This window comes from Candidatus Hydrogenedentota bacterium, assembly GCA_035416745.1.
GTDB lineage: Bacteria > Hydrogenedentota > Hydrogenedentia > Hydrogenedentales > SLHB01 > UBA2224.
Window position 1 is genome coordinate 1 of sequence record DAOLNV010000128.1, and the last position, 11,476, is coordinate 11,476.

Annotated in this window: 10 protein-coding genes; 6 read left to right on the forward strand and 4 right to left on the reverse strand. The window is 61.2% G+C overall.

Translation table 11 applies throughout. The features are described 5' to 3' along the window. Window positions 1-137 precede the first annotated feature (137 nt). The 6 genes from cmk to PLJ71_21470 all read left to right on the forward strand — a co-directional run bounded on the left by cmk (window position 138) and on the right by PLJ71_21470 (window position 7,151). Window positions 138-815, forward strand: coding sequence for a (d)CMP kinase (gene cmk, locus PLJ71_21445; protein HQM51255.1), 678 nt, complete (start codon window positions 138-140; stop codon window positions 813-815). Then, window positions 812-2,509 (forward strand): single-stranded-DNA-specific exonuclease RecJ, encoded by a 1,698-nt coding sequence (gene recJ / locus PLJ71_21450; protein ID HQM51256.1) that lies wholly within the window; start codon window positions 812-814, stop codon window positions 2,507-2,509. Before cmk ends, recJ begins: the two co-directional genes overlap by 4 nt. A gap of 64 nt (window positions 2,510-2,573) precedes the next feature. After that, window positions 2,574-3,473 (forward strand): ABC transporter ATP-binding protein, encoded by a 900-nt coding sequence (locus PLJ71_21455; protein HQM51257.1) that lies wholly within the window; start codon window positions 2,574-2,576, stop codon window positions 3,471-3,473. Further along, window positions 3,470-4,264 carry an ABC transporter permease gene (locus tag PLJ71_21460; GenBank protein ID HQM51258.1) on the forward strand — a complete coding sequence of 265 codons (795 nt, stop codon included), beginning with the start codon at window positions 3,470-3,472 and terminating at the stop codon, window positions 4,262-4,264. Before PLJ71_21455 ends, PLJ71_21460 begins: the two co-directional genes overlap by 4 nt. Then, window positions 4,261-5,760 carry a VCBS repeat-containing protein gene (locus PLJ71_21465; protein ID HQM51259.1) on the forward strand — a complete coding sequence of 500 codons (1,500 nt, stop codon included), beginning with the start codon at window positions 4,261-4,263 and terminating at the stop codon, window positions 5,758-5,760. Before PLJ71_21460 ends, PLJ71_21465 begins: the two co-directional genes overlap by 4 nt. Further along, on the forward strand, window positions 5,757-7,151 hold the full coding sequence (locus tag PLJ71_21470; GenBank protein ID HQM51260.1) for a VCBS repeat-containing protein: 1,395 nt from the start codon (window positions 5,757-5,759) through the stop codon (window positions 7,149-7,151). Before PLJ71_21465 ends, PLJ71_21470 begins: the two co-directional genes overlap by 4 nt. Here the strand turns inward: PLJ71_21470 and PLJ71_21475 are convergent. The 4 genes from PLJ71_21475 to PLJ71_21490 all read right to left on the reverse strand — a co-directional run bounded on the left by PLJ71_21475 (window position 7,148) and on the right by PLJ71_21490 (window position 11,192). Then, complete coding sequence (locus PLJ71_21475; GenBank protein HQM51261.1) at window positions 7,148-8,044, reverse strand: hypothetical protein; 897 nt, start codon at window positions 8,042-8,044, stop codon at window positions 7,148-7,150. The genes PLJ71_21470 and PLJ71_21475 overlap by 4 nt on opposite strands. A gap of 92 nt (window positions 8,045-8,136) precedes the next feature. Then, window positions 8,137-8,988: a BON domain-containing protein gene (locus PLJ71_21480; protein ID HQM51262.1), complete on the reverse strand. Its 852-nt coding sequence runs from the start codon at window positions 8,986-8,988 to the stop codon at window positions 8,137-8,139. A gap of 15 nt (window positions 8,989-9,003) precedes the next feature. Continuing rightward, window positions 9,004-10,545: a glycine hydroxymethyltransferase gene (locus PLJ71_21485; GenBank protein HQM51263.1), complete on the reverse strand. Its 1,542-nt coding sequence runs from the start codon at window positions 10,543-10,545 to the stop codon at window positions 9,004-9,006. A gap of 50 nt (window positions 10,546-10,595) precedes the next feature. Further along, on the reverse strand, window positions 10,596-11,192 hold the full coding sequence (locus PLJ71_21490; protein HQM51264.1) for a DUF4190 domain-containing protein: 597 nt from the start codon (window positions 11,190-11,192) through the stop codon (window positions 10,596-10,598). Window positions 11,193-11,476 lie beyond the last annotated feature (284 nt).

The following is an 11,476-nucleotide window of genomic DNA, read 5'->3' on the forward strand; positions in this document are numbered from 1 at the left end:
CATCGTTGAGGCAGGACCGTAGTCCGTGGTAGGCTCTATGGCATGCGTTCTGGGGGAGTCCGGATAGAGCCGCGGTATAAGCGAGTCTTTTTCACGGCCTTGCCTAAGGGACCTTTGAGGGAAGGTTAGGAATACGGGTGTGCTCGGAAATTACAGAGATCGTGGCCATTGACGGACCAGTAGGCGCCGGCAAGAGCTCGGTGGGCCGCCGCGTGGCGGAGGTCCTGGGTTTTGCATACCTGGATACGGGGGCCATGTACCGCGCAGCCACGTGGTGGGCTATGCACAATGGCGTCAACCTCGACGATCCCGCCGCGCTTACCCGCGCTACACGGGAAATGCCCCTCGATATGAGCGAGCAAGACGGCGTCCTGCGGGTCATGGCGGGTGGTTCGGACATCACGGAGGAGATTCGAACCCCGGAAATTACGCGCCAAGTCTACAAGCTCGACCATGTTGCGGGCGTGCGAGCTCATCTCGTGGAACTGCAGCGGGCGTTCAGTGCGCGCCAGCCCACCGTTGCGGACGGGCGTGACATGGGCACCGTGGTGTTTCCAAAGGCCCGTTGGAAGGTTTATATGGACGCGTCGCTCGGCGAACGGGTGAGGCGCCGCGCGGCCCAGCTCGCGGAAAAAGGCGTCCAGGTGGACGTGGCGGAGTTGACGAGAGACATCGAGGAACGCGACCAGAAAAACCTGAACCGCCCGGTTTCTCCGTTGCGGCAAGCCGATGATGCGCGATTGCTGGATACCTCGGGTCTTTCGTTTGACGAGGCTGTCTCCGCAATCGTCAACATCGTACGGGGGGTATCGTGAGTTCGTCTAGGAACGTTTTAGCCTGGTCCTATCCACCCAGCGAACGGGAGTTGGTCCGGGCCTTGGCCGAGGAACTCGAGGTGCCTGCCCTGGTGGCCCAATTGCTTATCATCCGCGGCGCTACGACGCCCAAACTCGGACACCAGTTCCTGAACCCCTCCGCCGAAGACCTGTCAGACCCGTTTGACCTCGGCGGGGTGGACCGCGCCGTAGAGCGGTTGCGCATTGCGCGCGAGCGCGAACAGAAGGTGCTGGTCTTTGGCGATTACGACGTTGACGGGATCACCGGCACGGCGGTCCTGTATAACGCATTGCGGGAGTATGGGCTCCGTTCGTGCGCGTACGATATGCCAAACCGTCTGGAAGAAGGGTATGGGATTAACGCCGAGCGCGTTTGGCAGGCCCGAGACGAGAAGGTCGACCTGATCATTACCGTGGACAACGGCGTTACCGCGCGGGACGCGGCCGACGCCGCCCGGGAGGCGGGCATCGGAATGATCATCACGGACCACCACGAACCCGAAGGCGCGCTTCCCGCCGCTGACGTTATTATTGATCCCAAGCTCGACGGTCCGGCCCACCCTTGCTACGACGTCTGCGGGGCCGCCGTGGCCTTCAAACTGGCTTCCGCTCTCACGGGCAAGATGCACGACTTGGACCTCGTTGCGCTGGGCACGGTGGCGGACATCGTCCCCCTGCGCGGCGAGAACCGTATTCTGGTTGCGCTCGGGCTGCGTGACGCGCCCGCACGGTTGCGGCCTGGTCTGATGAAACTGGCCCAGGTTGCGCGTGTCAACCTGGAGACGCTGACCGCGCGCAATGTCGCATATCAACTTGCTCCCCGCATCAATGCGGGCGGGCGGCTGGGCGCGGGTATCACGGGGATGAGCCTTATCCTGGCCGAGTCCCTGGAGGCAGCGGAGCCCATCGCCCGCGAACTCGATCGGGCCAACACCGAACGCCGTGACATCGAAGCCGCGATTCTCGAAGAGGCGTTGGAGGAGTTGGCGGAAACGTTCAGGGACGAACAGCGCAGTATCGTGCTTGCCCGCAAGGGGTGGCACCAGGGCGTCATCGGCATAGTGGCTTCCCGCCTGCAACGCCATTTCTACCGGCCCGTTGCTCTCATCGCCGTCGACGAGGACGGAATCGGCCACGGGTCCGTTCGCGGCATTCCTGAGTTCGATGTGTCGACGGGGCTAACCGGGTGCTGTGAGCATCTGGTCAAATTCGGCGGGCACCGCGCCGCGGGCGGGCTGACCATTGCCGAAGAGAAGCTCGGCGCATTTCACCAGGCCTTTGAAAACGAAGCGACACGCCAGTTGCACGACCGCGAGTTGAAGGCGGTGCTTCCCATCGACGCCCTGATTTCTTTCAGCCAGGTGGACGGCCAACTCTTGAAGTACCTGGACCTTCTGGAACCCTACGGCCACGGCAACTCCGAGCCCATATTCTGCACGTACGGGGTGGAGGTGGTTCCCCATTCGTGCCGGTTGCTGCGGGGAGGCCATATTAAGCTCATGTTGCGTGACGGAGCACGGACCTTTCCCGCCATCGGGTTCCAAATGGGAGATTGTTTCGAGACTCTGCGAGATGCAGCGCTGGTAAATGCTGCCTTCACACCCCAGCTCAACACTTACCGGAACGAGACAATCATCCAGCTTATTCTCAAAGATGTCCGGCCCGCCGAGTGAGCCATATCACGAACGACGATGCCCCAACTGACTTCCCAAAGGGAAACATGCTAGGATCTGCAGCATGCCCACATGTATCGAAACAACCGATTTAACAAAATGCTACGGGCACGTGGTCGCGGTGGGCGGCTTGTCCCTGAGAATCGAGGTTGGCGAGATCTTCGGCCTCCTGGGGCCTAACGGGGCCGGGAAGAGTACCACGCTCTATATGCTTACGGGGCTGGTGCGGCCCACCAGCGGCACGGTCACTGTTTTCGGCAAGGATCTGCGGCGGGCTTTTCTGGATATCGCCGGGCGCATGGGCGTGCTCGTCGAGCGCCCATCTTTCTACGACCATTTGACTGCGAGGGCCAACCTGCTTCTTTTGGCCCGGCTGGCGGGACGGGGGGTCACGGTGGACCGCGCATTGGACCGCGCGGGATTGCTCTGGGCCGCAGACCGAAAAGTCCATACGTTCTCGCACGGCATGCGCCAGCGTCTGGGTCTGGCCCAAGCCCTGCTTACGGAACCGGAATTGCTCATTCTGGACGAGCCCACCAACGGGCTGGATACCGAATCGGCGCGCGATACCATTAGGCTCCTGCGGCTACTGGCCGAACGGGCCAAGGTGACCATCATCGTGTCGAGCAACTTGCTTCATGAGGCGGAAGCCCTGTGCGACCGTGTGGCCATCATGAACCGCGGCCGCCTGCTTACCTGTGAACGCACGGATAAACTGCTTTCTTACGACCCCAAACAGGTGGAAGTGATTGTCGAGGCGCCGGAAGCCGCCGCGAAACGCCTCATGGACCAGCCGTGGGTGGACGCCGTGGAAACCGACCACGGGCGGATCAACGTGAAACTGGGCAATGCCACTATCCATCAATTGACGTCTTTTCTGATCAGCTCCGGGTGCGTCATATCAGGCGTGATTCCGCAGCGAAGGTCGCTCGAGGACTTTTTCTTGAAGGCGATCAAACGATGATACACAGGATTTGGAACGCCTATTTTGTTGAATTGTGCAAGGGGATACGATTGCGTTTCACATGGGCGGGGCCTTGTCTTGTTGCGGCGGCCGTGCTGGCCGCCATGCTGCAGAGCCCGATCGAACGGGACGGAGTCAGCGACTACCGGTTCGTGCTCGATGCGACGGCTATTGCTCTTGGAATGCTGGGACTTCTTCTCATCGTGATCTTCTGCTCGGGGTTGATTGCTTCCGAGCTGGGCCGGGGCACCATCCGCCTGGTCCTTGTCCGGCCCTTGCGCCGCGTCGAGTTTTTGATCGCCAAGCTCATGTGGGGCATGACCTTTGCTGCTGTTGTCGTAGTTTTGGCTGCAGTGGGCAGTTGGGCTCTGGCTCTCGTCTTCGGCGAAATGCATGGCGTCGAGTATGGCGGGGAGATCCTGTACACCGGGGCCGGCATGGCGGGAACCTATGTGGCGGCCGCCCTATTCGCCATGTTCCCATTGTTGGCCCTTGTAGCGTATGCCTTGTTCATATCCACTCTCAGTCGCAGTCATGCCGCTGCCATCGGCTGGGCTGTGGGTCTCTGGCTGCTGCTCGACATGGTCAAGAATCCTCTGGGTATCCAGCCCTTTGTCTTCTCAAGCTACCTTGAAACGTGGCAGATCTTTGCCCAAAGAGCCGATGGCTTCCCCGAGTTGGGCTGGTTGCCCGAGGATGCCCCTTGGATCGTTATCGTGCCCGCAATCTGGACCGTGGCGTTCGTGGCGGCTGCCGCTGGCATCCTCCAGAAACGGAGCCTGCACGCATGAGCGGGGTTCTCGTGACGCTGTTCTGCGGCGCGCTGCTCTTCGTCGAGCAAGACATCCCGGGAATCCGCGTGGGGCGGACGGACCCTCTGTCGGGCGAACCGTGGCGCAATTTCCGGCAAGGCGACATGGACAGAGACGGCAAGACCGACTTGGTTCTACCGGATTCCGTCGCGTTTCAGCGGGGCGGTGGGTTCCGCAAAGAAGATCTGCTGTCTTTGCCTCATCTGGACGAGTGCCCCGCCTGCGACCTTTGGGATTCCACGTTGTATCTGCGGCTGCCTTCACGACTGGTCGCCGTGAAATGGGCGCCCGAGGGGTGGCAAACAGTCCTGGATAATGCCGTAGCCTGGCCCCACGAGGAGAATCCGCCGGCCGGAACGTCTGCGCCGCCGGTTGATCGGGCCCCCGCCGTGCATTTCGAGCGGTTTCTTCAGGATTTGGACGGCGACGGCGTGCCCGAGGTCGTTGTAGCCAGTCAACGGGGGCTACATGTCTACGCGAAGTCAGAGGCCGGATACTCGGAAGCCGCCGTGCTCGATGTCCTGCCGCCTCTCCGGCTGGTTCCTTGCCAAACGCCTTCATTCTGGCCGCCGGATGCACGCCCGGACCCGTCGCCGGAATTGCAGTTGTCAAGCCGGTTTTTTCTTGCCGGAAACCAGCTCGTGACGCTTGAGTCCGACCTTTGGCCCGGAGAACAAGCGCGCTACCGTATTCGGCGGTACGTTCTCGAGAGTGCCGAGAACGCTGCGTGTGTCACGCGCCTTGTCGAGGACCGCCGGACGCCGCTCATGGCCGCCAGCATGCGGCCTTGCCGTCTCAACGAAGACGACGTCATAGACTTCGCCGGCGGCCGTTGGCTGTTCACGCCGGGCGGTGTTCTTCACGCGCCGGTGTATGAAACCCTTGCATCGACCGATGGCGGGGAAACCATGCAGTTCGTGCGCAGCATGTCGCTTCGTCCACGCTGCTCGTTTGTAGATTTCAATGGAGACGGGCGCCTCGATATGGTCACGGAATCGTCGGGTTTGTTTGCAGGGGGCGTTCGAGAGAGCGTGGCGAGATTCATGAGCGCAGACGCTCTCGACCATGAGCTCCGCATCCATCTGCAAGACGAAAAGGGGACTTTCCCGGGGACTCCGGATATCCGAGGAACGTTTCGGGTGAACATCGGGAAAGTAATTGCAGGTTCAGGAGAACGGTTCGCCCGTTACCTCGCCTCCGAATTGGCCGACATCACGGGGGATTTCGACGGCGACGGCATCCGCGACGTTCTTATTCACAGCGATGCGCGCCTTTTGCAGGGCTTTCGGGGAACAAGGGAGGGATTCCGTTCGAGGCCGTTGCTGGAGGTTGAGACCCAGCCGGATTGGCGTTACGCGGTGGATGACATCGATGGAGACGGACGGAGCGATATCGTGTTCCGCTGGATGGACCCGGCAAGCGCCGATGGATATGAGCGGTGCCGGGTATTTCTGACGCGGGAGAAAACGCAATGATTGCGGCCGTTGGAACCATGCTGCTTGCGGTCAGCACGGGGGCCTTCGAGGTTGTAAGTATACCGCTCGAACCTCCTGAGGCGCAGATATTCGCTCTGGCCGCGGATGACGACGCCACGGCCGAGATCGCCGTTCTGGCGGAGCGCGACCTCCGCATCTATGGCATCGATACGGGCAATCTCCGATTTGCGGTCACCTTGCCCGAGAATGCACCCGCCTTTGACGTTTTCGATGCAGACGGCGACGGCGCCGCCGAAATCATGGCTATTCAATCGGGCGGGGTCCTTTTGATCGAACTTGACGAGCCCGACGCAGCCCCGCGTGAATTGTTCCGCGTAGACCATCTCATCGACGATTCGCAGGGGGGGTATCCAAGACCACACATCCTGGCAACGCAGCGCAACGGGCGGTGGCTGGTGGCCATTCCCCGTGAATCCTCCCTTGAACTGCGGGCCCTCGACGGCACAGTTGTCGAGACCTTCTCTCTCGGCAGCGGGGGCGAGAGCGCTGCCTTGTTCGAACGGCCGTTTGCGGCCAGGACGGTCTACCCGAACCTTGTGGGTCCGCCCGGGGCCGTCGAGATGCACATCGACCAAGTGGTTGTGCATGATTTTCCCTCTGCCTCTGCGCCCTCTCCTGCAACACGAGACGCGTTGGGCCCCGGCGGCTTCGTCCACCTGCAGTCTGACGGCGAAGATGAGCCCCAGCGGTGGCCGTGGTTTTCGCTCACCACGAAAGACGGCGTTCAACAGCGCGTTCTCTACGCCTTAACCGAGCCTGACTATGAAGACACGCTGATACGCATCCAACAACCGGAGACATCCCATCCCTTGAACGGCGAGGGCCATGCCCAGGTCAGCCCCGAGAGACGGTACCGGGGAAGTCTGATTCCGCCCCAACAGATGTTGCCGGATTTCAATGCCGATGGCTATACCGACCTGCTGTTGTGGTGCGCGCCGCGCCCCGGGACGTCGATCCAGGCGGTTACTGAAGCGTTGACGTCGCGCTCGTGGCCCCTCGAGCTCCGCGTGCAGTGTTTTGAGCCCGAGAAGAACCGCTATGACCCGCGAAGCGTCAGCGTCATCAGAACGCGTGTGCCGATTGGGTGGTTTCTTCATCCCGAGCGGGGAATTCCCCTGTATCTGCCGCTTCTTGGCGATTTCAACGGGGACGGCCGCACCGACGTGGCCTTCGCAACCGGCGCCAGTGAGTATTGCGCATGGACCTGCGGCGATGAAGGATTCCCTGCCCGGCCTTCTTTCCAGCGCTCCTTTCCTGAGAACATCGACCGGCTCGAAATCCGCGCGGACCTGGACGGCACGGGCCGCATCGGCGCCGTGATTCGGGGGGAACGCCATATCTACGTGCTGAAACCAGCGACGGGGCGCTAGGAACCGGTTCGTTCGCGTAACCGTGACAACTGCCGGCTGGCCTCTTCAGCAACGGCGTCCGCCTCCTCGCGATTGCCTGATTGGCGCAGAGTCTGCACGAGGTTCAACGCTGCCTGGCGGTAGAGGTCGGTCGATTGGCCGTCCAGTGGTTCCTGAGTCGCGGCAATTCGGCGCATGACGTCCCGATACGCGGCTGCGGCCGCTTCGGTGTCGCCCGCCGCCCGTTTCATTTCCGCCTGCAGAAGGCCCGCCCGAAGCTTGCCCGCAGTGAGAGGACCTTCGCCGGATACGATACGGGCAGCAACTTCCTGCGCCGCTTCGATATCTCCTGATTGCCGCAACACGTCTGCCTGGACAAATCCGGCCTCGTCCCGGACATCAGGTTCCTCGGCGCACCTTACGGCCTCCGATGCAGCGGCGGCGGCGCCCTCGAGGTCGGGAGGGTCGCACCGAAGATACAGATCGGCCTTGGCCGCATAGAGCCGCGAGATCTCGGCAAGGTTCTCCAGCGTCCACAAAAGCGCCTCGATGCGGTCGATGCCTGTCCTTGGATCCAGCGCGTTGCGCGCTTCCAGAATGACCTTATCAGCCGGGCTTTGTGGCGCGTCCGCAGTGGGGGAAGGTCGCGATATCTGGTCAGACTCTTTTGGATGGGCGTTCTCAGAACTCTCCGGCGGGACAAGCGGCTCCGGGGCGCCGTTCGATTGCACCGGCGCTTCCTGAGCGGTGTCGGAGTACATCGGGCGCGCCGCATCCAACTGCTTCCCCGGTGCGGCGCGAAATGTACTCTGCCCTATTGTCTGCAGACCGCCGCCGGACACAACGAGAACGAGCACGCCGATGAAGATGCCTATAGAAATGAACACAAGGGCGAGTTTCTGTGACTTGTCCATGGCCCTTCAAGATAAACCGGCTTCGGGTTCAAGTAAAGGGGGGAAGGAGGAGCCGCGACAACTTCAAAGGAACCTCGCAAGTATCCAGCGCGTCAGGGAGCGGATTCCTCGGGCACGATAGGCTCGAGTTCGATGGCGGGCCCTTCCGCCTTGATGTCATTCTGCACCTTTTTTACCCCTTGTACGCTCATGGCAATCGCTTCGGCCAGCTCCTTCTGTTCAGGGGTGTCTACTACGCCAGTGAGAATGCACAGCCCGTCGTTTACTTCGATATTCAGGCTGCCGAGCGTGACATGCCTGTTCATCATCAGAGCCGTTTCCACCCGTTTCTCTACCCACTCGTCGCTGAAATCCCGTCCAGCCGCACTCACGGGTTTGAGGGCTTGTTTAGGCGCCACCGTCAGCAGATTCCGCACCTTCTCGACCCCGCGCGTTGTTGCCGCAATATCCGCAATGGCGGTCTTGTCGGCTTCGCTGGGCACAACGCCCGACAGAGTAACGTTTCCGTACTCGGTGTGGACATCGATCTTCAAACTGCTAAACTGCTTGTGATACAGCAACCGCGAGCGGATTGACGCGCTAATGCTCTTGTCGCGCACCTGCTGGCTGAAACTGCGCCGGGCATGCGTGCCGGATGGCGTCGCCACCACCCTGATCTGATTGTTCACATCGACGACACCCTTGACCGACCGGGCCAAATCTTCCGCCAATTGCCGGGCCGTCGGCTCGTCGACGCTGCCGGTAAGGGTAACCACGCCGTTCTTGGTGGTGGTGTTGATGTTGAACGGGTTCAATTGCTCATTGAGAAGAAATGTGGATTCGATACGTCCGGTGATCAGCGCGTCTTTGGCGGCGGTTCGTACGGCCGCGCCCGCCGGCACGGCAAGTGCCGCCATGAGGATTGCGAACGTCCACGCCGCGCGTTGTTTCCTGGCGCTGATCATGCTGTGTCCTCCGGTTCAGGTGAAATGCTTCTGGAGAAACGCCAAGTCCAGTTTCGGGTACACGGGAAACGCCTGGAGGAGCGCGGTAACACGTGCCCGGGCCTCCGATTTGACCGCGTTGCTTATCTCGTGTTTCGCCTTGCTGGGTTTGCCCAGGTTGGGACCCGAATCAACAATGGCCGCCGTCGTATTCGCCAGCACCAGTTTGATGACCGCCGCGATCTCGTTCATCTCGGTTTCGCCCATACCCAGAGTGGTCACCGCCGGCGTGCCGATGCGCAGCCCGCTTGTGTACCAGGGACCATTGGCATCGTAGGGCAGAGAGTTGCGATTCAGGGTGATCCCGCATTCCCGCAACGCGCTTTCGGCCTGGCGTCCGGTAATGCCAAACCCCGTCACGTTAATCAGCATCAGATGATTGTCGGTGCCGCCGGTGCACACGCTGAGGCCTTCGGCTATGCACGCGCGGGCCAAGGCTTGCGCGTTTTCCGCGATCTTTCTGGCATATGCTCTGAATTCGGGCGTGTTCGCCTCGGTAAACGTGACTGCTTTGGCCGCGAGGATGTGCGGCAAGGGGCCGCCAATTACAAGCGGGCAACCCTTGTTGACCGATTCCGCGAACTCCTCGACGCACAGAATCGCGCCGCCCCTGGGCCCGCGCAGCGTCTTGTGGGTCGTCGTAGTCACGACATGGGCGTGCAACACGGGATTGAAATCGCCCTCGAACACGCCGCCCGCCACCAGCCCCGCGAAGTGTGCCATGTCCACCATGAACACGGCGTTCACTCTGTCGGCCATTTCGCGAAACCGCTTGAAGTTGATCTTGCGGGGGTAGGCGCTGTACCCGGCCAGAAGAATGAGCGGCTTGATCTCGAGGACGGTCTTCTCGAGCTCATCGTAGTCAAGGAGGCCCGTTTCCTTGCTGACCCCGTAGCTGTACGAATCGAACATCATGGCGGAGATGTTATGGCGGTACCCGTGGGTGAGATGTCCGCCGGAGTAGTAGTCCATCCCCAGCAAGCGTTGGTTTCCGGTCTTCTGCCGGATGGCATCCCATTCTTCGCGAGAAAGTTTCGACGGGTCGGTCACCCCCATCTCCGCCAGCGTAGGCATCTCGATGCGGGTCTGCAGGATCGCCCAATAGGCGATCAAGTTGGCGTCGGCCCCGCTGTGCGGCTGCACGTAAGCGTGCTCGCACCCGAAAAGCGTCTTGAGCTGCTCGCACGCGTAGGCCTCGACGTCGTCCACGTTATCGCATCCCGCGTAGAAGCGGTGTCCCGGGAATCCCTCGGCGTACTTGTCCGTCAAGAGGTTGCCCATGGCCAACTGGGTCGCAAGAGAGCAGTAATTCTCGCTGGCAATGAGTTTGAGGTTGGCGCGCTGGTCCGCCAATTCCTGCACAATGGACCGCGCCACCTGGGGCGCGACGGCGGCTATTTCGGTCAAACCTGCCAGGTAGCCCAGAAAACCCGCATCCACCTCGCGTGGTTTCCGGAATTGAAGAAAGTCCACGAGCGCATTGTTTATTCTGGAAATGCTCACAACAGGCCTCCCCATGCGTTAGTCGAAGGCACCATGGTAGTCGCACGGAGCGGACTGTTTCAACACTAGGCAAGAAACGAGGCAAGAAACGCCGCCACGAGAAGAAGAAACATGAGCGAGAACGCGTAGCCAAGAATCAATCCTATAATGGCAACCGTCTTGCCGCCGTATCGCCCGGGCTCGCGCTTGATCCGCGCAAGGGCCATGTGCCCGAGTACAACGGCAGGAATAGACGTGAGCGCGCAAAGGGCCGGGCTCGCAATGGCCAGGATGATGCTGCCCAGGGCAAGAGGCTCGATCTGAACCATCGGAACCTCGCCGGGCATCGCCCGCACATTGCGCTCAGTCGTGGGCATATGGTAGGGGCCGGCCTCAGGCTGCAAGCCGCCTTGTCCGGACGGGCCTGTGACGGGGCTGGGTCCCGCTTCGGCCTGTTCCCAAGGAGCGGAAGCGCCTTCCGAAGCATAGACGTTTTCCTCGACGGCCCCTCCTTCGTGCCCATAGGAAGGAAATACTTTGCTCACCTCGAGCCAGTCCGGCATGCCAGCCTGCCAGAGCATATCGGCGGGCCGCAGCTCGCCCGAGGCCAGCATCCGCTGGATATCCTCTTCTCCGACCGGTCCGTGTTGATCGTCGCCGATGAGGTAGTACCAATTTGCCATGGCGCACGTTCCCTCATTTCCAGGAGATTCCCGCGCACATTTTCTACCGGCCTGAGTGATGTGTCAAATAGTCAACAGAGGCCCGGCTCCGTCGAGTGGGAATATGCAAAGACGTGCAGTAGCACGAAGGAAAGCAACGCTCTTTGACCCTGTGTTCGCGACTGGAAATCGAAGAGCGTGGCGACTGGCCGTAACCCGACGGGACACCCCTCAACCCGAGGGATAGGGAAAGAGCTTTCCTCCCCGCAGGACAGCATTGGGCATGGCGGCACCCCGGCGGCCTG

Excerpts from the sequence above, each read along its gene's own strand:
- PLJ71_21455 (HQM51257.1), top strand. The coding sequence starts at position 2,574 with ATGCCCACATGTATCGAAACAACCGATTTAACAAAATGCTACGGGCAC.
- PLJ71_21460 (HQM51258.1), top strand. The coding sequence starts at position 3,470 with ATGATACACAGGATTTGGAACGCCTATTTTGTTGAATTGTGCAAGGGG.
- PLJ71_21465 (HQM51259.1), top strand. The coding sequence starts at position 4,261 with ATGAGCGGGGTTCTCGTGACGCTGTTCTGCGGCGCGCTGCTCTTCGTC.
- PLJ71_21470 (HQM51260.1), top strand. The coding sequence starts at position 5,757 with ATGATTGCGGCCGTTGGAACCATGCTGCTTGCGGTCAGCACGGGGGCC.
- PLJ71_21475 (HQM51261.1), bottom strand. The coding sequence starts at position 8,044 with ATGGACAAGTCACAGAAACTCGCCCTTGTGTTCATTTCTATAGGCATC.
- PLJ71_21480 (HQM51262.1), bottom strand. The coding sequence starts at position 8,988 with ATGATCAGCGCCAGGAAACAACGCGCGGCGTGGACGTTCGCAATCCTC.
- PLJ71_21485 (HQM51263.1), bottom strand. The coding sequence starts at position 10,545 with ATGGGGAGGCCTGTTGTGAGCATTTCCAGAATAAACAATGCGCTCGTG.
- PLJ71_21490 (HQM51264.1), bottom strand. The coding sequence starts at position 11,192 with ATGGCAAATTGGTACTACCTCATCGGCGACGATCAACACGGACCGGTC.